The sequence below is a fragment of the Paenibacillus sp. M-152 genome (assembly GCF_003856555.1).
Lineage (GTDB): Bacteria > Bacillota > Bacilli > Paenibacillales > Paenibacillaceae > Paenibacillus > Paenibacillus polymyxa_C.
Genome location: NZ_CP034141.1, coordinates 4,888,852 through 4,909,281, shown reverse-complemented (window position 1 = coordinate 4,909,281; position 20,430 = coordinate 4,888,852). Strand labels below are relative to the sequence as shown.

Below are 20,430 nucleotides of genomic sequence, written 5' to 3'. Positions count from 1 at the left end.
AGACCCGGGAGGTCTGTTTTTGCTGTATTATCGCAGAATTTCCTTTACAGATGTGATTGAATTATACTTTACATATATCAGGATGTTGCATCATTTCATGTTCACATTTGAGTGACAATATATAGTTAAATTGAACCGTTGTGTTTTTGGAGAACGGGTCTGTCAGGGAGGGGGCTGCATCATGCCTAAAGTGCGTTTTAACAATATGGATCATGTAAATACCGATAAAACCATCAAGCAATTCAGACAATGGCGACAGGAGCGACGCAGCAAAATAAAGGATTATACGTTCGTCGTGCCAAACCATCCCCCGGAGCTGGAGTTTCTGCATCATAATCGGGAAATGGCGACGGCGACATGGGTGGGCCATTCCACCTTTTTTATTCAGTACCTTGGGCTGAATATTGTCACTGATCCGGTGTGGGCAGAGCGTATGGCTTTTGATAAAAGGTTGGCTCCACCCGGCATTCGCATTCAGGATGTGCCACCACTGGATATCATTCTGCTATCACATTCGCATTATGATCATTTACATTTGGCATCGTTGCGGAAGTTATATCGTGCAGACACATTGATGCTCGTACCCTCGGGGTTAAAGTCGAAAATGATCCGCAAAGGCTTTCGCAACTGCCATGAGCTGCAATGGTGGGAGCATTTTACGGTAGGCGGGGTGCGGATTACATTTGTTCCGGCACAGCACTGGACACGGCGTACGCCGTTTGATACCAATACTTCGCATTGGGGTGGATACGTTCTGCAAAGTGAGCAGCAGGTGATTGGCTCTGCCACGTCTGTTACAGACTCAGATGCTCATGCAGAATCCGATTCAGCGGAGGCACCTACGTTGTATTTTGTGGGAGATACCGGATATTTCCGTGGATTTAAAGAGATTGGCGAGCGCTTTGCCATTGATCTGACCTTTATGCCGATTGGCGCGTATGAACCGGAATGGTTCATGACCTCACAGCATGTGACACCAGAAGAGGCGTTGCAGGGCTTTGTGGATTGCGGCGCAGATCAGATGATCCCGATGCATTATGGAGCCTTTAAGCTGGCGGACGATACGCCGAGAGAGGCGCTGGATCGTCTCGAAGTGGAGCGAGAGCGCTTGGGGATTGCAAAGGAACGCATCCATGTACTGGGGCACGGAGAGACGCTGAAAATTGGGCGCCGTTGCTCAACCAGAATCTGAGGGATTCAATAAAATACGTATATAAGGGGATTTTGCAAAAATCCAATAAGCGGCTGGGCGGACAATTAATATTGCTTGCCGAGCCGCTTTTTTGAGTTCTATGCTACCGTCCAAAATTAAACGGCTTCGATCTCACTCGCCAAAGAGGAGTCATTGTTCGCAATGGGGTGACGAACGATTTTAACCTCATAGAACGTGATTTTATTTTCAATAATATAGTCTGGAATTTGACGGTGGTTGTGGGATTCACGGAACGCTTCACTTTTCGTCCAGCCTTGGAAGTTCTCTTTTTCCTTCCAGCGTGTGCTAATCGTTACTTCCTCATAATCCTTCGTGTTTTCCGTCAGCAGCACTTCCAGACCGAGGAAGCCTTCCATCTTTTCAACCTGTCCTTCTTTGTTAAATCTTTCGATGAGCAAATGGGCATTGCCTGGTGTGATTTTAGATGTGTTTGTAACGATAACCATATTAAATTCCTCCTGAATGATGTGGTATGGTCGGTATAATAACCGGATAGCCATCCTCAAATTTGATGGTAGCGTTCATTTCATAAATGTCGCGAAGAAAAGCAGACGTCAAAATCTGACGGGGTTCGCCAGCAACGGCGATTCGTCCCCTTTTAAGCGCAATCATATGATGACAATAGGCCGCAGCTTGCTGCAAATCATGCAGTACCATAACAATCGTCAAGCCGGACTCGTGATTAATACGCCGCAGCATATCCATAACTTCAAATTGGTGGGCGATATCCAGAAAAGTGGTCGGTTCATCGAGCAAAAGAATACCCGTTTGTTGGGCCAAGGCCATTGCAATTCGCGCTTTTTGTTGTTCACCTCCCGATAGAGTATGGAACATCCGATCTGCATAGGGCTGAATGTCCGTGATTTCCATGACGTGGTCGATAATTTGCTGATCTTGTCTGGTAGGTCGTGTCCTCAAGCCCTTGGCATGAGGAGATCTTCCATAAGCGACCAGCTCACGAACCGTTAATAACGGCAGCATATCCTTCATTTGCGGCAGCATTGTAATCGTCTGAGCCAAATCACGCCGCTTGTATTCCTCCACGGGCTTGCCCAGTACAGAAACCTTGCCCTGATCCTGCTTGAGCAGCCGGGTCAAAATCCGCAAAAGCGTAGACTTGCCTGAGCCGTTGGGACCGACAATGGCGGTGAGCTGGCCGGCGGGCAAGGTAATGTTCACATCGTCCAGCTGGAAATATCCGCGTTGTAAGGAGAGATGCTCACCCTGAATGGCTGTCATCCGAAATTCCCCCGTTTCTTGAGCAGGATTAAGAAGAACGGTGCCCCAATGACGGCCAGCAAAATACCGACAGGCAACTCAATCGGGTCAAACCAAGAGCGTGCGACTGTATCCGCTAGGACAACCAGTGTCCCACCGCCCACAATGGAAAGGGGGAGGAGGAAACGATAATCTTCCCCGATGAGTAGCCTTATAACATGGGGAACGACCAGTCCTACGAACCCGATCAGCCCGGCTACACTGACCGCCGTGCCGGCGAGCAGGGCAGAGAGCAAGATAATGAGCATCCGTTGAAGCTCTACCCGCTGGCCTAGCAGCTGTGCTGAATCGTCGCCCAGCAGCAGCAAATTCGCAGGCTTCATCGCAAACAAAGAGGCAATTAAGCCAATGATAGCGTAAGGAGCCATGAACTCCAGATGATGCCAGCTGCGTCCATTTAACCCGCCAGATAGCCAAGGAAGTACTGCCTGTACGCGGTCGCTGTACATGACCATCACGCCGTTGGTGAGCGCGCCCAACAACGCGTTGATCGCAACGCCAGCCAGCACAATTTTGACAGGGGAAGCCCCTCGGTCCCAAGCCAGCAGGTAAATGACGATCGCACTCAGAAAGGCTCCCAAAAAGGAGGTTACCGGAAGAAGGTAACTAAGCTGTGGAAGCATCACCATCGTAATAACGGCTGCAAGTCCACCTCCAGCCGATACACCAATAATGCCTGGGTCAGCCAATGGATTTTTCATGACGCCTTGAAGAAGTGCTCCAGAAGCTGCGAGACAAGCGCCTACCAATAAACCTACCAATACTCTGGGGAGTCGGAGATCCATTAGGATCGTGCGATATGTGGATTCATCATTATGTAGCAAAACCTGATTGATTTCTTGAAGTGGAATCGACACCGAACCGTAGGCCAGACCGTACACAGAGACGGCTAGCAATAAGATCGGAAGGATAATCCAGGCGATGGTGCGTCTTCTGGCGCGTTGTAGTTTGTTCATCGCCATCGCCTATTTCGCCGGATACAGCTTTTGGTGCATCAAATCCAGCGCTTTAGTAATCCGTGTCCCTGGATTTGTCCCGAACAAATCTGAAGGTAGAACCTCGACCTGATTGTTTTGGACTGCCCGGATTCCGTTCCAAGCTGCATTTTCCTGCATTTCTTTTATAAATGCGGCTTTAACCTCTTCCGTATTACCATGGGTCATGATGAAAATGTAGTCAGGGTCAGCCTGCACGATGCGTTCTGTGTTCAACTGCGCATATTGCGGGAAATTTTGCAGGCCCGGAAAATCAGCAGCGATATTGGAGCCACCTGCAACTTCCAAAATGTTTCCGCCTAGAGAATTCGGCAGCGCTGCCATGTACGTGGCCGGGGCTCCGTAAACCAGCAACACCTTCGGTTTGGAGGTAGAGGCTGTTTCTTTTTGCAGCTTGGCTACTTGTTGGTCAATTTGTTGGTTCAGCTTTACGGCCCCGTCCTGCTTTTGCAGTAATTGTCCGAACAGCGTAATTTGTAACTGGATATCCTGAACTGAATTAGCCCCAGTTAGCAGCAGCTGTGAACCGACTCCTTCAATGGCTGGGATGTCTTTTTCATTCATAGGATAATTGCCTAGTACGACATCCGGTTTGAGCATCGTAATTTTCTCCAGATCTACTTCATGAGTGGAACCTATTTGCTGAACGTTTTCAGCAGCAGGTACGACGGAAGGTCCATTGGAGTTGGGCCTGCCCACGGCTGTCCCGCCCAATGCGTAAATAATATCTAGATCGCCATTACTGAGCGCAACGATATGTTGAGGGACCTTTTGAAACGCCAACGTCCGTTTTGAGAAATCAGTAACTTGAATCGTCGCGCCGTTTGTCGTGCTTGAAGTGGTAGATACGGCAGCACTGACTGGTTTGTGATCTGCGGTCGAGGTACCATTACTACATCCGGTAACTGCCAATAAAAGCGCTGCGGATGACCACAACACATAAGATTTCATGTTATTCCTCCTGCAATTTTCAAGTTGAACAATAATGATAATCATTTTCATTTATGTATAAGAGAATGATAATGAATATCACTGAGGATTGTCAATTGAAAAAAGCAAATTTTTAAATAAATTTTGAACTAAAAATAAAAGAGAGTCATTCGAATTATAGAAGAAGGAACTACAAATTTTTATTAAAAAATAGCATATATCAAGGGATTACGTACACACAAATACATATTGACATTTTCGAAAAGTGTAAGATATATTGGTGATGGGTTTACTTGATTTTGCGAAATTATGGAATAGAGAGGTGGGGAGACAAGCTCGAAAAGAGCTATTTTTTTTAAATTATTAATTGAGAATGATAATCAATTAGTTTATTCTCGTGGGGAGGGACTGCTGTCAAAATGAAGAAGGGGTATTCTGCAATTATTGCTGTGTTTCTGCTGGTGAGTGTGCTGAGCTTTTGGCCAACTTCGTCATCTGTAGGAGCCGCTGCGGCTTCTCCAAAATTGGCGGATGGTACATACACGCTCAAATACAATATTCTCAAGGCAGAAAATGATTCAGTGTCCATGGCTAATGATTATTTTGAAAAACCAGCTAAGTTGTATGTAAAGAAAGGTCAAATGACCATGCAAATTAAGCTGAATCATAGCGAATGGACAACCGGGTTTAAAGTGGATTATAAAGGCAAAATCATCGATACCAAAGTCATCCAAAAGGATGCCAAAACCGACACTCGCACCGTGCAATTTCCAATTGCGAGTATCAACAGCCCGTTGATCTCTAAAATTCATGTTACTGTGCCTGCATACAATTACGATCATGACTATACGATCCGCTTCGCTTTTGATTCCAAAAGCATCAAAAAAGTTGCAGCCGTCCAGTCAGCGAAATCAGCCAAATCTTCCAAAAAGTAAATTCAGGCTATCTTTATCGTTCATAAAATCAACATAAATTCAAGCATAAAAAATGAAGGAGTGTGTGTAGATATGAATATGGTAATGAATCGCTTTGAGCAATTTTCTTTCAAGAAGGTATTCGTAGCATTGATCATGACAGCACTTGTTTTTGCACTGATGGCTCCACTCTCTGCTAAAGCAGCAGCAGCCGACGGCACTTATAACGTAGATTATACCGTTCTGAAGGATCAAACCAATGAAACTTCTCGATTAGACAGCTATCTGACAAAGCCTGCTCAGGTTACGGTAGCCAATGGCAAAAATGTCGTTCGTCTGACTGTGAAAAGCAGCAATCTGATTACAGCGTTCAAAGTAGAGCAAAATGGCGTACTGCAAGATGCGACTGTAGTCAGCACAAATACCGCGAACAACACTCGTGTAGTGGAATTCGAAGTAGCTGACCTGAATGCAAAAGTAAATGCTTACGCTGAAATCACAATCCCAGTAGTTAACTACACAGGCAAGTACGATGTACAACTGCAATTCGACGAAATCTAATCCAAAATAAAACGTAAAAGGAGATTGAAAACATGAACATGATTATGAATCGTATGGAGAAGTTGTCTCTGAAAAAAGTAATGCTCACTGTATTGATGGCTGCGCTTGTTTTTGTGGTACTAGCCCCATTCTCAGCTAATCAAGCGAACGCGGCTTTGCCTAATGGAACGTATCAATTGCCTTATACCGTTTTTAAGGATGGAACCACTCAGCCATCTTACATGGATACCAATGGTTATGTGAAAAAACCAGCTACACTGATTGTTACGAATGGTCAATACAAAGTGCGTGTAGCTATTACCAAAAGTGCTTGGGTTACTGAATTTAAAACTCAACAAAACGGTCAGTATGTGAATGCGACTGTGGTCAGCACATCCGGCGATACAAGAATAGTTGAATTCCCGGTAACTAGCTCGTCTCAAAAATTGAATGTCAAACTGCATGTAAGCGTACCTAAAGAATACACTGGCGGTATTCCTTACGATCACGACTATGTTGTTCAGTTCCAATTCGACGACAGCGATATCTAAGGGTTTCATTTTGAAAATATGATTTTGAATTGAATACTCATTTGGAGCTCAGTTCCAGAGCTCCAAATGAGTATATTTTAAGTAGGGGGATACATCACCTTGAAAAGCCGATTTAACAAATATATTACGACATTCGCTGCTATTCTAATGTTGTTTTCTTTATTTTCACCATACGCAGGAGCAACACCCGAGGATGAATCCACTTCGTCGAATTTGCCTGACTCAAGCACTACAGTGACTAGTGCTACGTATGCTACTTATGAGTATCCGGTAGAACTGCCCGGTCCATATGTTGAGCCTACCAATGCTATAACTACTACTGAAGCGACTTATGCAGATGGAGAATACCTGATTGATTATAAGCCTTTACGAAAGACAGTCAGCGGAAGCACCAAGGACTCGAGTTTTAAAACAAACTATACCTATCCTGGAGACTTGATCATTAAAGATGGAAAATACCATTTTTCATTTAAATTTGCGGAGGCTCAAGGACTTTCGAAATTTTTAGTAGAACAAAACGGGGAAACGGTTCCCGCCAAAATAGAAGTAGATTCCGGAAAAGCTTCGGGAACTGTTAGCTTCGATGTTTATGATTTTCATCAAAATGTAAATACAGAGTTTGGATTTAACAGTAGTTCTCCATGGTATGTAGATACCGATCCAGACCGTTCAGTGAAGGAATGGATTGAGTTTGATCCTTCCAGTTTGAGACTTAAAAACTCAACGGAGAATCCAACCGTTCCACCAGTGACACCGCCGGTAACGCCTCCTAGCACAGGAGAAAAATTAGCTGATTTGGACTTTACCCTCTTGAAAGATGGAACAGATGAAAAGTCTATGATGGATGGGTATACAGAGAAACCAGGCTCACTAATAGAGCGTGGAGGTAAACAATATGCCCGGTTTACATTAAAGAATAGCAAGCAAATTGATGGCTTCAAAGTAGAGCAAAATGGAGTGTTAACCGATACCTCTATTGTAAGTGAAGATCAAAATGCGAATACACGAGTTATCGAGTTTGAAGTAAAAGAACTGCCAGCCAAGCTGAACGCATGGGTGAGCATCAACTGGCCTGAGCTTAGCTACGTGCATACTTATAATGTAGATCTTCAGCTGTCTTCTGTACCTGTACCAACAACTTTGGCGGATGGAACGTACGCTATTAACTTTAATACCCTGCACGCAACTAAAGATCAGCCATCAGCCATGGCGCAATATCTGTTGTCTCCAGCGACTTTGACAGTAGCGAAAGGACAAAAAGAAGTTTCTTTCACCATTAAAGACAGCACTACTGTAACAGAATTCAAAACAGAGCAAAACGGGACACTTACGGATGCAGATATTGTAAGTGAGGACAAGACAGTCAATACGCGTGTTGTGAAATTCAAAGTAGCCGATTTGGACGCGATTTTGAATGCACAGGTACATGTGAGTACGACTTATCCAGGTGGGGTTTATGAGATGGATCATAAACTTCGTCTTCAGTTCGATAAAAATAGTATCACAGAAAATGGAACCTCTCCGGAAACAAAATCCAATCTGGACTTCACTCTTTTGAAGGATGGAACGAATGAAAAGTCTATGATGGATGGGTATACAGAGAAACCAGGCACCTTGATTGAACGTAATGGCAAGAAGTATGTCCGTTTTACCTTGAAAAACAGTACGCAAATTGACGGCTTTAAGGTAGAGCAAAACGGAGTATTAACTAATGTTGCTACAGTAAGTGAAGACAAAACTGCAAATACACGAGTTATTGAATTCGAGGTTAAAGAAATACCTGCTAAGTTAAGCGCATGGGTAAGCATCAACTGGCCTGAGCTGGGCTACGTGCATACTTATAATGTAGATCTTCAATTGGCATCTGTGCCCACATCACCTAGCTTGGCGGATGGAACGTATTCTATTAACTTTAACACCCTGCACGCAACCAAAGATCAGCCATCAACCATGGCACAATATCTGTTGTCTCCAGCGACTTTGACGGTATTGAAGGGACAAAAAGAAGTTTCTTTCACCATTAAAGACAGCACTACTGTAACAGAATTCAAAACAGAGCAAAACGGGACACTTACGGATGCAGATATTGTAAGTGAGGATAAGACAGCCAATACGCGTGTTGTGAAATTCAAAGTAGCCGATTTGGATGCAATTTTGAATGCACAAGTGCATGTGAGCACCACCTATCCAGGTGGGGTTTATGAGATGGATCATAAGCTTCGTCTTCAATTTGATAAAAACAGCATTACGAATGCTCCAACCCCGGTTGATCCTGGGACGCCAGGCACACCAGGCACGCCCGGAAAGAATTTAGCTGATGGAACGTATTCGATCAATTTCGATGCGCTGCACGCAACCAAAGATCAAAAATCGGCCATGGCGCAATATTTATTATCTCCGGCCACGCTGACGGTATCAAAAGGCAAGTATGAAGCCTCCTTTACCATCAAAGACAGCACCACCGTGACAGAGTTTAAAACAGAACAAAACGGAACGTTGGCAGATGCAGATATCGTAAGTGAGGACAAGAATGCTAATACACGTGTTGTGAAATTCAAAGTAGCCGATTTGGACGCTATTCTGAATGCACAGGTCCATGTGAGCACCACCTATCCAGGTGGGGTTTATGAGATGAATCATAAGCTTCGTCTTCAATTTGACCGCAGCAGCATTACAGCTAAGGGACCGGATAACGGAACCACAACCCCAGTTGAAAATGGCAGATACAGCATTGATTTCTCCGTACTCAAAAACGGAAGCAATGAAATATCTGTGATGGATGGGTATATGCAAAAGCCAGCTACACTGTTAAAACAGTCTGGTAAAAATATCATTCAAATTAAAATGGACAAGAGCAGCTGGATTAAAACGTTTAAAGTAAATGGTTCTGAAGCTCAGGTGGTTGAACAGTCCACCTCTGCAGACACAAGAACAGTACAATTTGAAGTGCCTAATCTTTCAGATAAAGTTACAGTGAACACGCATGTCATCGTACCTGGATTGGATTTGGGTGGCATCCCTTACGACCACGTATATGATGTGCAGTTCCAATTCGAGCCTGCCACCATTCGCAGCTTTGTGGAGCCTACTTCTTCAGGGGCAGCTGATCCTATCGTTAAATTGGATTTCGACAAGCTTGCCAATGGTAAATATGCATTGAAATTCAGCATTGTGCTGCCAAATGGTGTCACAGGATCTGATTCTCCGGCTCAACGCTTCATCACTAATGAACCAGCGCAATTGGTCGTGGAAGGCGACAAACGGTTTGTAGGTCTGAAGCTGCAAAACAGTAATGAAGTTAAGGCGCTGCGCATTTGGGATAACGCAAGTGGAGGTTATCAGGATGCAGAAGTGACCCGGGAAGATGCAGCAAGTAATACGAAGGACGTTCGTTTCAGTGTGAGTGACTTTAAGAACAACGTAAAAGGTCAACTGGTTGTCTACGAAGCTCCTAAAGTGGCAAGTAGCGCGCCGATGGTTTTCAAGGCGGAGGATCGAGTAGAAAAGGTATATGATTTTGAATTTAAATTCGATACCAGTAATGTATCTTATCACAACGAAACCAAAGCAGACAAAGTAGAACAGGGGAAAAATAACTTAGCCGATGGAGAGTACACTGCGAACTTCCGTGTGCTTGCAAACGGAACGGACAAGGATTCTTTGGTGGCTCCATTTGTACAGAGTCTGGCGAAGTTGATTGTGAAAAATGGTAAGGTCCAGGCCCATGTAACCGTAACGGACAATCAGGCTTTGAAATTATTCCAAACGGACTTTGAGGGCCGTTATGCTAATCCAACGATTGTGGCTTCCGACACAAAAGGGGATACACACACAATTGCCTTCGAAGTACCTGATCTGGATAAAAAGCTGAGTGTGTACACACAGGTATATCTGCCTGAGAAGTACATTTTTAATGAGAAATTCGGCGGACAGATTCAATTTGACCGTGCGTCACTCAAAGGTGAGGGAGTTAATGCAGCTACAACTGCAACCCCTACTGAACCGACAGCAGCTTCTACGGACAAAGCAGCAGAAACGACCACACCGGTAGCTGAAGCAAAACCAGCAGTTGAGCAACCAGTTCAAACGGCTTCCGAGAAGCAATACACAATCAATTACAACGTATTTAAAGACAAAACGAATGAAGCGTCCGTTATGGATGGTTATCTCGATAAACCAGCCACATTGATTGAAAAGGGAGACAAGCGTTATATCCAAGTCTCTTTGAAAAACAGCTCTTGGATGCCAACTCTACAAGTGGAGCAAAACGGTACCCTAAAAGATGTGGAAGTGATCTCGACATCCGGTGATACACGTATCGTCCAATTTGAGGTAGGGGACTTGTCCCAGAAAATCAGTGCTTACACACACGTCATTGTGCCTGGTTTGGTCCTTGGCGGAGTACCATATGATCACTGGTATACGGTTCAGTTCCAATTTGATGAAGCAAGCCTAAAGGTGAAATAACCTCAGGTTATGCCATCAATAAAGCCTGAATAACAGCAAAGCTTGTATGCGAGCAAGTCTTGGTGCCTCGGCATCAAGACTTGTCAGCATTTACATACCCGAAAAATTGGGACCCACGCTGTTGCTCTATATTTTGAATTGAGGTGATTGGATTTTCATGAAACAGTATGCAGCTTTGACTCAAAAGAAATCGTTTGTTTTCTATATGTTAATCGGCATTATGATCTTATTGCTGGCCGGATGCTCCGGGGGAACACAGGCTGGACAGAACCCTAGCGATGGTTCGACTTCAACGGCAGCATCAGATGCAACCGGAAAGTCGTCTAATGATAAAACAGCAACTCCACGTATTGTGGCGACTACAGTAGCCATTTCTGAAATTACGGATGCGCTGGGCTTGGATTTGGCTGGCAAGCCGACAAGCACCAAAGTATTGCCTGATCGTTACAAGGATGTCCCTGATGTGGGAAATCCGATGAGTCCTGATATGGAAAAAGTAATGTCCTTGAAACCTACAGATGTACTGTCGGTGACCACACTCAAATATGATTTGGAGCCCAAGTTTAAGGATCTGAACATCAATGCTGAATTTTTGAATTTTGAAAGCCTTGCGAATATGCAAAAGGAAATTCAAAAGCTGGGAGACCGATTTGATAAAGCTGAAAAGGCGAAAGAGATTAATGGGGCCTTGGATGCCAAAGTTGCTGAGATTCAGCAAAACATCAAAGGCAAGAAGTCTCCTAAAGTACTAATTCTACTGGGTGTTCCGGGAAGCTATCTGGTGGCTACCGAACATTCCTATATTGGAGATCTGGTTAAAATTGCAGGCGGAACAAATGTAGTTCAAGGCGAGAAAGTGGAGTTCATAGCCCATAATACCGAAGCCTTGCAGCAATCCAACCCCGATATCATTTTGCGTGCTGCACACGGGATGCCGGATGAGGTCGTAAAAATGTTCGATGAAGAGTTCAAAACTAACGATATCTGGAAGCATTTCAACGCTGTGAAAAAAGGGCATGTTTATGACCTGCCTGAACCGTTGTTTGGCACCACAGGGAATTTAGCGGCAAGCTCTGCGCTGGATGAGCTGATGAAAATGCTGTATCCTTCGAATTAAAGGAAGCTGATGACATGTCCAAAAAATTATGGAGCCTTATTGTTGTAATTGTCTTACTCGTCGCTGTCATGCTGTATTCAGCGATGACAGGCAGCCTCAAGGTGAATTTGAGCCAGTTGGTGACCGGATTGTGGACAGGTACAGATGATCAGGTGAATGTGATCAAGGACCTCAGACTACCGAGAATTATCGTAGCTGTGATGGCGGGAGCAGCACTTGCGGTGGCGGGTGTTTTGCTGCAAGCTGTCATGAAAAACCCCCTGGCGGATTCTGGCGTGATCGGCATTTCTTCGGGAGCGGCCTTGGTCTCGCTGATCGCGGTGACCATCTTTCCCGCGCTTTATTTCTGGATGCCGTTCTTTTCATTTATTGGCGGTGCGTTGGCCTGTCTAATGGTCTACGGATTTTCATGGAAATCCGGCTTGCATCCCATTCGCCTTATTCTGATTGGGGTGGCAGTAAACGCCATCTTTTCCGGCCTAGGTCAGTCGTTTAACTATCGGGGCAGTTATGCGGTCACCAGCATTAATCAGGTCACCACCTCAACCTTGTCTATGAAAAAATGGGTAGATGTTGAGGTAATTGTGACCTATGGCGGGATTGGGCTAATTTTAGCCATGCTCGTCTTCTCCTGGTGTAATTTCTTGTCACTTCAAGATAAAACGGCTAAAAATTTGGGTCTTAACGTGACGCGCGCACGACTTTTGATTTCTGTGATTGCAGTGCTGCTTGCAGCAACTGCTACAGCTATCGCAGGGGTGATTGCTTTTATCGGCCTGCTCGTTCCGCATTGTGCCCGCTACCTGGTTGGTTCGGATCATAAGTGGCTGATTCCGTTCTCTGCCTTATGCGGCGGTTTGCTGCTGTTGCTTGCGGATACACTGGGGCGAACGGTGCTTGCTCCCAATGAAATTCCAGCCTCTATTATTATGGCAGTCATTGGCGGACCGTTCCTAATATTCCTGATCAGAAAGGCGGATCGCACCTATGGACATTAAAGATATAACCTTCTCCTATGATCGGAAAACAGACCGTTTACATGCGATCAATGCTGTTATTGAGCGGGGACGAATTACTACGATTATTGGCCCCAATGGATGTGGCAAATCGACACTGCTCAGCGTGATGTCCAACAATGCTGTTCCTCGCATGGGCCAGGTGATTCTGGACGGCAAGGAGATAGCCCACTACAAGCCCAAGGAGCTGGCCCGTCAATTAGCGGTAGTTCATCAGCAGAACGAAGCTCCCTCCGACCTGACAGTAGAAAAACTTGTCAGCTTCGGAAGACTGCCTCATAAGAGCATGTTCACAACCAGCCGAGACGAGGACGAGGAAGCAGTCGAATGGGCTATAGCCTGCACCAATCTGGAGGAACGCAGAACACATACACTGGATCAGCTCTCAGGAGGAGAACGGCAGCGTGTGTGGATTGCGATGGCCTTGGCACAGCGAACGCCGATTTTATTTTTGGATGAGCCGACCACCTATCTGGATATGTATTACCAGCTTGAGATTTTGGAGCTTATTCGGCAGCTCAATCGGGAGCACGGACTGACCATCGTGATGGTCCTGCATGATATTAATCAGGCTATTCGGTATAGCGACGTGATGATCGCTATGAAGGAAGGACGCATAATAGCGAATGGTCCGCCTAAAGAGGTCGTTACATCCGAACTGATTCAGGCAGTCTATGGTGTCAAAGTAGTCATAAGACAGGACGAGGAGGCGGGGATGTATCTTATTCCGATAGGCGTCGGAGCTTCCGAACATTTACAAGTACAGAGAGAGTGTAAGGTATCTGTCCTTGAGTTATCTCATTGAATTTGAAACATAAAAATGGTTCTGGTCGAGGTGTTTGTCAGGTGACAATCGTGAAGACAGAAGCATTTTTTTATTTTATTTATAAGATATTGGATGAGATTCAGAGACAGTTCTGCTTAGACTACGGTTCGAATCCGATCTTTTGTGTGTTATACTATTGCCGTCGGTAATTTTGTGTTTAGCACTTTACTAATGATAAGGATGGTATGCTTATATGATCAGTACAAGCGGCGTAACGCTTCGTTATGGTAAACGCCCACTTTTTGAAGACGTAAATATCAAATTTACTCCTGGGAACTGCTACGGCCTGATTGGGGCGAATGGCGCGGGTAAGTCCACCTTTTTGAAAATTCTTTCCGGTGAAATCGAAGCCAATTCAGGTGAGGTTCACATGACACCGGGCGAACGGATGGCTGTCCTCAAGCAGAACCATTATGAATACGATGAATTTCCGGTTCTGGAAACCGTTATTATGGGTCATACGCGTCTGTATGAAATCATGAAGGAAAAGGATGCACTGTACGCTAAAGCAGAGTTTTCCGAAGCAGACGGTTTGCGTGCTGGTGAATTGGAAGGCGAATTTGCAGAGCTGAACGGTTGGGATGCCGAGCCGGATGCGGCTGCATTGCTGATCGGTCTCGGTATTCCACGCGATCTGCATGACAAAAAAATGGCTGAGATGAGCGGCAACGACAAAGTGCGCGTTCTGTTGGCACAAGCGTTGTTTGGTCGTCCGAACAATTTGCTGCTTGATGAGCCTACCAACCATTTGGACCTCGAATCCATTCAGTGGCTGGAGAACTTCCTGATGGACTATGAAGGCACCGTCATCGTTGTATCCCATGACCGTCACTTCCTGAACAAGGTATGTACGCATATTGCGGATATTGATTTTGGTAAAATCCAGATGTATGTCGGCAATTATGACTTCTGGTACGAATCCAGCCAGCTTGCGCTTACACTGGCTCGCGATGCGAACAAGAAGAAGGAAGAAAAAATCAAAGAACTGCAAGCCTTTATTCAGCGCTTTTCTGCGAATGCTTCCAAGTCCAAACAGGCGACTTCGCGTAAAAAGCAACTGGATAAAATTACGCTGGACGACATCCGTCCATCGAACCGTAAATATCCGTTCATTAACTTCAAGCCTGAGCGTGAAGCGGGCAAACAATTGCTGACTGTAGATAGTGTCAGCAAAACCGTGGAAGGCGAGCAAGTGCTTAACGAGTTCAGTCTGGTTGTGAACAAAGGCGATAAAATTGCGTTTGTAGGTCCGAACGGTCTGCCTAAAACGACGCTCTTCCAGATCTTGATGAACGAACTGGAAGCGGATAAAGGTGAATTTTCCTGGGGGATTACAACGAGCCAAGCGTATTTCCCGAAAGATAACTCCACTTATTTTGAAGGTGTGGATATGAACCTTGTGGACTGGTTGCGTCAATATTCCAAGGATCAGGATGAAACGTTCCTGCGCGGCTTCTTGGGACGTATGCTTTTCTCAGGCGAAGAAGCGCTTAAGAAAGCAAGTGTACTGTCCGGGGGAGAAAAGGTTCGCTGTATGCTGGCGAAAATGATGTTGAACGGTGCTAACGTACTGCTTCTGGAAGAACCGACCAACCACTTGGATCTGGAGTCCATCACAGCGCTGAACAATGGTCTGATCGACTTTGACGGGACTATTTTGTTCACTTCTCATGACCATCAGTTCATTCAAACCATTGCGAATCGCATCGTGGAAATTACACCAAACGGCGTAATCGACCGTACGATGAGCTATGATGAATACTTGGAAAATGAAGAAATCGCTAAATTACGTGAACGCATGTACCCGGTAGAAATCGGCTAACATCCGAACTGCTAATTTCAGCAAATAGATAAACGAAAGAGGAGCTCCATCAGGCCATTGATATGGCCGGGAGACTCCTCTTTTTTCGTTTTGTGCCATGCCCTTAGCTTAATCGGTTCCGAGAATGAGGTAAGATAGATCTTGCCTGCTCTTCGGTACCCTATATAGCCTATGGGGTGGCTTATGATCCGCCTGTACGACGGCGTTGGTTGTTCGGCTTCTTCGTATTTTGGCTTTTCAGTGTTTTGGTGGAACCGCCTTGAAAGCCGCCCTGCTGTGAAGCGCCGGACTGCTGTTTTTTTTGTGCCAGCTTTTCCCGAATGGCATCTGCGAGATTAATTTTACGTGGTTCGTTAGCATCGCTCATGAATAAATTCCTCCTGTTGCCGCCAGATTCAAGTCAATCATGCTGGATTGAAGAAAAACGCGGCTGTGTCCTCATTTTATACGTTTTTAAAAGAAGGGACAAGGGCAACAATGATAACACATCGCTGGAGTAAGGCAGGAGGGAAAATGTCTGTTTTTTGCATAAAGGAAAAATTGTTTTGTGTAACCTACAGGGATGGTGCCTGGCAATACTTTTTCGTTGTTCCTACAGCGATGTAGAGCGGAAAGACTGTTTCTCTAGACCCACACAAAGTACGTCTGTTATCCTGAAAATAACAGTTATCCAAAGGGAAATTGTTATTTTTAGTAGCAGCTTTGCTGCTTGTTTGAGGAGTAGTGTGAGGGCAGCTGTGCTGCTTATTTTAAAGAATGGTACGACGGCAGCTATGCTGCTATTTTTATTTCTGGGCAGGTCTCTATGCTGCAAACTATCTATTTGAAGGAGTGTCCTCGGTTGTGGTAAATGTCTATGATGAAATACGAAAAGGTGAGCGAGGGGCGTGGGTGAGTATTGCTGCTTATCTCTTGCTGTCCGCCTTAAAGCTGATTAGCGGATATATATTTGCTTCTAGCGCGTTGCTGGCCGATGGATTCAACAATGTCACCGATATTGTGGTGTCGGTTGCTGTATTAATCGGTCTAAGAATCTCCCAGAAACCACCAGATTCCGACCATACCTATGGACATTTTCGGGCCGAAACGATCGCGGCGTTGCTGGCGTCCTTTATTATGGCTGTCGTTGGTTTGCAGGTGCTGATTGACGGAATCGGAAGCATTTTTAAGGGAGGAAAGCAAACACCGGATATTACCTCTGCGGGTGTGGCTGTGATTTGTGCAGTGATTATGTTGGGAGTGTACCTGTACAATAACAGGCTGGCTCGGCAAATCAACAACAAGGCGTTGCTGGCGGCGGCCAAGGATAATCTATCGGATGCACTTGTCAGTGTTGGAGCAGCAGTGGGCATTATCGGGGCACAGTTTGGGCTGCCGTGGTTGGATACTGTTGCGGCGATTGTGGTAGGGTTCATCATTTGTAAAACAGCGTGGGAGATTTTTAGGGATTCCACACATAGCTTGACTGATGGATTTGATGAGCAAGAACTGTCCGACTTACGGAGTACGATTGCTCTTATACCTGGAGTGGAGGGAATTCGTGACGTTAAGGCACGGGTACACGGTAACCATGCGCTGGTGGATGTGGTCATTGAGGTCAATCCGCAGCTCAGTTTGATCGAAGGACATCGGATCAGCGACCGGATTGAGGAACGTCTACAAGAGGTTCATAATACGATGCACGTTCATGTCCATGTAGAACCTAAATTATAGATTAATTATTAAATAATTAGTATAAAAAGTGACTTTAGACCTATACCTAAAATGGTGTACACGCTATCTTTTGTGACGTTTGGATTATATCTCTCTTCCTGCTGCTTTTACTATAATGAAGGCATGTCCGGCTATATTCGTCGGAATTATGCTCTTCAAATTCGTAAAAACAGCCAGGAGGTGCAACATTGAGAAGACGCGTGATGGGAATGCTCATGACGTCAGCCGCGCTGTTGGCAGCAATTCATGTGGCGCCGGGTCAGGTTGACGCAGCGGCATCGACTACAGCATCCGCAGGCCAGAAGGCGGTTATCCAGGCGGCTGTAAAGCTTAGATCTGGCCCTTCCACTACGGGCGATGTAGTCAGCTTTATGAAGCAGGGAGAGGCCGTAACGGTATTGGAGAAAACAAACAACTATTGGTATAAGGTCAAGACTTCTGATGGAGTAACCGGCTACACAAGCAGCTCTGACAAGTACATAAAAGTTGGCGCTACCAGCGTCGCTGCTGCTGCCACGTCGCCTGTCAGCCGTAAAACGGAAGCCTCAGAGTCAGCTAAAACTGTTTCAGCTTCAGTTAAAAATGTTTCAACTAAAGAGGCTTTGGCTTCAGTGAATAGTTCTGCCGGTCAAACGAAAGCTACGATTCAAACGTCCGTTCGTTTGCGGGCGGAGGCATCCACTTCTTCCGAGGTTCTGGGCTATATGAACACAGGGGATGTCGTAACGATTACCGATTCAAGCAACGCATATTGGTTCAAGGTCACCACTGCTGACGGTACAGTAGGCTATGTCAGCTCATCTCCACAATATATTCGTATTGGTGAGGGCGTTGTTGTGCAGCAGGCAGTAGCTTCTGCGGCTGCACCAGCTTCAGATACTACTGCCCTACCTGCGGTAGCGTCTCCTGTATCGACGGTTAGCTTGTCTTCTGGTGATGCAGCGGCTGCAATTGAACAGGTTATTGACACAGGTATGACTTACCTTGGAACACCTTATGAATATGGTTCTGATCGCAACAGTACGGCTACTTTTGATTGCTCGGCATTTACTCGCCAAATTTTCCGTCAGGCTGTAGGTATCCAGCTTCCGGCAGATTCTCGTTCACAGGGTGAGTGGATCAAGCAGAATAGTCAGCCGAATACGGATATGACTACACTGAAGCGTGGCGATCTGCTCTTTTTTACAAATTATAATGCATCTTCAGGGGCGTACACGTCCTTGGATAATTCCTCCCAAACGATTACGCATGTAGCTGTATACTTGGGAGACAACAAGCTTCTCCATACGTTTTCTGTAGCGGCCGGTGGTGTTAAAGTTACGGATTTCAGCAAGCCTTGGCAGGATCGTTTCCTGTTTGGAGGCAGCGTGATCCAATAGAAACGTCGTTCACTGTTAAAAGTTACATCAAAAAAGGATGTTCCACAACTCTGTTGACCAGGGTGGGAACATCCTTTTTTGATAAGCATATGATACATAACACTTTTGGGCGTACCAATCATCCAATGCCTATGAGGCTCGTTTTCTTCCGGTAAAGAGTGAAATAACGAATAACACCAAAAATAGTACAAATAACATTTTGGCGATTGTAGCGGCTACGGAGACGACGATACCAAAAAAACCTAAAATCCCGGCGATCACAGCAAAAACTAAGAATAAAGCCGACCATTTCAGCATGTTCTGTATCCTCCTTTGATTGTATATAATGTGGCATACTCGCGCCCTGATCGAGCGTGGTAGCAGATGACAGTGACTTCTACAGATTAAGCGTGGCTGTGCCATCATTATATGGTGTTTTAAACGATGCAAGGGCCTGTGAATCATAACGATTGGAGCACAAGGAGCTACCAGTCTGGACGTTGTTTCGTGTCCGAATGTAGAGGGTAACTATGCAGTAATCATAAACATCATCGTGAAAGACGAAAGAGAGGTTACGCTATGTTAACACAGGTCAGCATTTTTATTATTGCTATCGCATTTGCCGTTCTCGTTATTTACCTTATTAAGACTTTGAAAGCAGCCCAAGGTTCTCTGGATAAGGTGACTCAAACCTTGCAGGAAGTACAAAAGACAGTCGATGAACTGAGTTATGAAGTAAAGCAAACGGTTCGACATGCAAATGACATCACCGCAGATGTTGATCATAAATTGAAGCAAGTGGAACCAGTGATGGAGTCGGTTAAAAACCTGGGGGAGGTACTTAGTGAAGTGACGCTGGCCGCCAAGCAGGCTTCAACAGCGTTAATGACACGGCTTCAGAAGTCGCGAAGCACTGCGAGCAGCCCTTCCGGAACGGAGAAGGCAATCAAGTCAACGGTTTCGAACAGACCTTTGACTGCAACAGAGCGGACGGTTCAGAGCTACAATGCCACTTATGGGGAACCTGCGGGCAAGCCAGCTAAGAACTGGCTGGGTTATGTAGACATCGCTGCTGGGGTGTGGCAGAAAATGCGTCAGTAGTATAGTGCTGAACCGTAAACTATTGGAAATTCATTGAAAGGGTGAGAATTATGATGAAGACATTATTACTAGCCGCTGGTTTGCTCACTCCCTTTTCCGGACAGGATACGGTTCAGCAAACCGTCTCCCCGCAGACAGCGGGGCATATGGTAAGGGCTGTTCAGACGATAACCGCTCCACATGCTGTGCCAGCTGATTTTCAGACCTTAAATGGCATATCTCTGGATGATACTCGTACGGATGTATTAAAAAAACTGGGCAAGCCACTTCGAGTCAAGAAGGATATGCTGCTGCTTTCTACAGAATATCAATATCCGGATGTCGTGGTAGGTATGCGTGATGACGTCGTCTCTTATGTGCATGTAGATCCTGCTGCCGGTCGAATCAAAGTGAATGATAAGTGGCTGCCACTGCAACGGAAAACGCTGGATCAGGCGCTAGGCGGCTCGCAATTTACGGCAGAAGACGGAGAAGTATATGTACGCGGGCAGCGTGCGATCAAAGTGTTTACGGATAAGACGTCTGATAAGCCGAAGTATGTTGAGTTTTTTGATGAAACGGAGTGGTGATCGATTTTTTCAAGGCGTGA

19 protein-coding genes are annotated in these 20,430 nt (G+C 45.5%); 13 read left to right on the top strand and 6 right to left on the bottom strand.

The window, feature by feature from the left end:
- Window positions 1-181: 181 nt before the first annotated feature.
- Window positions 182-1,192 (top strand): MBL fold metallo-hydrolase, encoded by a 1,011-nt coding sequence (locus EGM68_RS21605; RefSeq protein ID WP_129549980.1) that lies wholly within the window; start codon window positions 182-184, stop codon window positions 1,190-1,192.
- 116 nt (window positions 1,193-1,308) lie between these two features.
- Here the strand turns inward: EGM68_RS21605 and isdG are convergent, their stop codons facing one another.
- The 4 genes from isdG to EGM68_RS21585 are packed head-to-tail and all read right to left on the bottom strand — an operon-like array spanning window position 1,309 to window position 4,437.
- Window positions 1,309-1,659, bottom strand: a complete 351-nt coding sequence (gene isdG / locus EGM68_RS21600; RefSeq protein WP_025674837.1) for a heme oxygenase — start codon at window positions 1,657-1,659, stop codon at window positions 1,309-1,311.
- A 1-nt stretch (window position 1,660) separates the two neighbouring features.
- Window positions 1,661-2,452, bottom strand: coding sequence for an ABC transporter ATP-binding protein (locus EGM68_RS21595; RefSeq protein WP_129549979.1), 792 nt, complete (start codon window positions 2,450-2,452; stop codon window positions 1,661-1,663).
- Window positions 2,449-3,447 carry a FecCD family ABC transporter permease gene (locus tag EGM68_RS21590; protein WP_206099037.1) on the bottom strand — a complete coding sequence of 333 codons (999 nt, stop codon included), beginning with the start codon at window positions 3,445-3,447 and terminating at the stop codon, window positions 2,449-2,451. Before EGM68_RS21590 ends, EGM68_RS21595 begins: the two co-directional genes overlap by 4 nt.
- Window positions 3,448-3,456: 9 nt before the next feature.
- Complete coding sequence (locus tag EGM68_RS21585; RefSeq protein WP_129549977.1) at window positions 3,457-4,437, bottom strand: ABC transporter substrate-binding protein; 981 nt, start codon at window positions 4,435-4,437, stop codon at window positions 3,457-3,459.
- Window positions 4,438-4,835: 398 nt separating this feature from the next.
- On the opposite strand from EGM68_RS21585, the gene isdC reads away from it, so the two are divergent.
- The 8 genes from isdC (at window position 4,836) to EGM68_RS21545 (ending at window position 15,669) form a co-directional block, all read left to right on the top strand.
- The gene (isdC, locus tag EGM68_RS21580) at window positions 4,836-5,351 is read left to right on the top strand and encodes a heme uptake protein IsdC (protein ID WP_013373064.1); all 516 of its coding nucleotides are present in this window, start codon (window positions 4,836-4,838) and stop codon (window positions 5,349-5,351) included.
- A gap of 72 nt (window positions 5,352-5,423) precedes the next feature.
- Window positions 5,424-5,891 carry an NEAT domain-containing protein gene (locus EGM68_RS21575; RefSeq protein ID WP_013373063.1) on the top strand — a complete coding sequence of 156 codons (468 nt, stop codon included), beginning with the start codon at window positions 5,424-5,426 and terminating at the stop codon, window positions 5,889-5,891.
- A 32-nt stretch (window positions 5,892-5,923) separates the two neighbouring features.
- Complete coding sequence (locus EGM68_RS21570) at window positions 5,924-6,421, top strand: NEAT domain-containing protein (protein WP_013373062.1); 498 nt, start codon at window positions 5,924-5,926, stop codon at window positions 6,419-6,421.
- A gap of 99 nt (window positions 6,422-6,520) precedes the next feature.
- Entirely contained in the window at window positions 6,521-10,888 is a 4,368-nt protein-coding gene (locus EGM68_RS21565) for an NEAT domain-containing protein (RefSeq protein WP_129549976.1), read from the top strand.
- A 157-nt stretch (window positions 10,889-11,045) separates the two neighbouring features.
- On the top strand, window positions 11,046-12,005 hold the full coding sequence (gene isdE / locus EGM68_RS21560) for a heme ABC transporter substrate-binding protein IsdE (protein WP_129549975.1): 960 nt from the start codon (window positions 11,046-11,048) through the stop codon (window positions 12,003-12,005).
- 14 nt (window positions 12,006-12,019) lie between these two features.
- Complete coding sequence (locus tag EGM68_RS21555) at window positions 12,020-13,003, top strand: FecCD family ABC transporter permease (protein ID WP_129549974.1); 984 nt, start codon at window positions 12,020-12,022, stop codon at window positions 13,001-13,003.
- Window positions 12,993-13,826, top strand: coding sequence for an ABC transporter ATP-binding protein (locus EGM68_RS21550; protein WP_058712535.1), 834 nt, complete (start codon window positions 12,993-12,995; stop codon window positions 13,824-13,826). Before EGM68_RS21555 ends, EGM68_RS21550 begins: the two co-directional genes overlap by 11 nt.
- Window positions 13,827-14,040: 214 nt before the next feature.
- On the top strand, window positions 14,041-15,669 hold the full coding sequence (locus EGM68_RS21545; RefSeq protein ID WP_090738234.1) for an ABC-F family ATP-binding cassette domain-containing protein: 1,629 nt from the start codon (window positions 14,041-14,043) through the stop codon (window positions 15,667-15,669).
- Window positions 15,670-15,850: 181 nt separating this feature from the next.
- On the opposite strand, the gene EGM68_RS21540 is transcribed toward EGM68_RS21545, so the two are convergent.
- Window positions 15,851-16,036, bottom strand: coding sequence for a hypothetical protein (locus tag EGM68_RS21540; protein ID WP_007432127.1), 186 nt, complete (start codon window positions 16,034-16,036; stop codon window positions 15,851-15,853).
- Window positions 16,037-16,512: 476 nt separating this feature from the next.
- On the opposite strand from EGM68_RS21540, the gene EGM68_RS21535 reads away from it, so the two are divergent.
- Together EGM68_RS21535 and EGM68_RS21530 are read left to right on the top strand one after the other, a co-directional pair.
- Window positions 16,513-17,382, top strand: a complete 870-nt coding sequence (locus EGM68_RS21535; RefSeq protein WP_058712539.1) for a cation diffusion facilitator family transporter — start codon at window positions 16,513-16,515, stop codon at window positions 17,380-17,382.
- A 188-nt stretch (window positions 17,383-17,570) separates the two neighbouring features.
- Entirely contained in the window at window positions 17,571-18,761 is a 1,191-nt protein-coding gene (locus tag EGM68_RS21530) for a C40 family peptidase (RefSeq protein ID WP_064963544.1), read from the top strand.
- Between the two features lie 129 nt (window positions 18,762-18,890).
- Here the strand turns inward: EGM68_RS21530 and EGM68_RS21525 are convergent, their stop codons facing one another.
- The gene (locus EGM68_RS21525) at window positions 18,891-19,058 is read right to left on the bottom strand and encodes a DUF1328 domain-containing protein (RefSeq protein WP_013373051.1); all 168 of its coding nucleotides are present in this window, start codon (window positions 19,056-19,058) and stop codon (window positions 18,891-18,893) included.
- A 261-nt stretch (window positions 19,059-19,319) separates the two neighbouring features.
- On the opposite strand from EGM68_RS21525, the gene EGM68_RS21520 reads away from it, so the two are divergent.
- Together EGM68_RS21520 and EGM68_RS21515 are read left to right on the top strand one after the other, a co-directional pair.
- Window positions 19,320-19,841, top strand: a complete 522-nt coding sequence (locus EGM68_RS21520) for a DUF948 domain-containing protein (protein ID WP_090738238.1) — start codon at window positions 19,320-19,322, stop codon at window positions 19,839-19,841.
- A 50-nt stretch (window positions 19,842-19,891) separates the two neighbouring features.
- Window positions 19,892-20,410, top strand: coding sequence for a hypothetical protein (locus EGM68_RS21515; protein ID WP_090738240.1), 519 nt, complete (start codon window positions 19,892-19,894; stop codon window positions 20,408-20,410).
- Window positions 20,411-20,430: the final 20 nt, after the last annotated feature.

Excerpts from the sequence above, each read along its gene's own strand:
- EGM68_RS21605 (WP_129549980.1), top strand. The coding sequence starts at position 182 with ATGCCTAAAGTGCGTTTTAACAATATGGATCATGTAAATACCGATAAA.
- isdG (WP_025674837.1), bottom strand. The coding sequence starts at position 1,659 with ATGGTTATCGTTACAAACACATCTAAAATCACACCAGGCAATGCCCAT.
- EGM68_RS21595 (WP_129549979.1), bottom strand. The coding sequence starts at position 2,452 with ATGACAGCCATTCAGGGTGAGCATCTCTCCTTACAACGCGGATATTTC.
- EGM68_RS21590 (WP_206099037.1), bottom strand. The coding sequence starts at position 3,447 with ATGAACAAACTACAACGCGCCAGAAGACGCACCATCGCCTGGATTATC.
- EGM68_RS21585 (WP_129549977.1), bottom strand. The coding sequence starts at position 4,437 with ATGAAATCTTATGTGTTGTGGTCATCCGCAGCGCTTTTATTGGCAGTT.
- isdC (WP_013373064.1), top strand. The coding sequence starts at position 4,836 with ATGAAGAAGGGGTATTCTGCAATTATTGCTGTGTTTCTGCTGGTGAGT.
- EGM68_RS21575 (WP_013373063.1), top strand. The coding sequence starts at position 5,424 with ATGAATATGGTAATGAATCGCTTTGAGCAATTTTCTTTCAAGAAGGTA.
- EGM68_RS21570 (WP_013373062.1), top strand. The coding sequence starts at position 5,924 with ATGAACATGATTATGAATCGTATGGAGAAGTTGTCTCTGAAAAAAGTA.
- isdE (WP_129549975.1), top strand. The coding sequence starts at position 11,046 with ATGAAACAGTATGCAGCTTTGACTCAAAAGAAATCGTTTGTTTTCTAT.
- EGM68_RS21555 (WP_129549974.1), top strand. The coding sequence starts at position 12,020 with ATGTCCAAAAAATTATGGAGCCTTATTGTTGTAATTGTCTTACTCGTC.
- EGM68_RS21550 (WP_058712535.1), top strand. The coding sequence starts at position 12,993 with ATGGACATTAAAGATATAACCTTCTCCTATGATCGGAAAACAGACCGT.
- EGM68_RS21545 (WP_090738234.1), top strand. The coding sequence starts at position 14,041 with ATGATCAGTACAAGCGGCGTAACGCTTCGTTATGGTAAACGCCCACTT.
- EGM68_RS21540 (WP_007432127.1), bottom strand. The coding sequence starts at position 16,036 with ATGAGCGATGCTAACGAACCACGTAAAATTAATCTCGCAGATGCCATT.
- EGM68_RS21525 (WP_013373051.1), bottom strand. The coding sequence starts at position 19,058 with ATGCTGAAATGGTCGGCTTTATTCTTAGTTTTTGCTGTGATCGCCGGG.
- EGM68_RS21520 (WP_090738238.1), top strand. The coding sequence starts at position 19,320 with ATGTTAACACAGGTCAGCATTTTTATTATTGCTATCGCATTTGCCGTT.
- EGM68_RS21515 (WP_090738240.1), top strand. The coding sequence starts at position 19,892 with ATGATGAAGACATTATTACTAGCCGCTGGTTTGCTCACTCCCTTTTCC.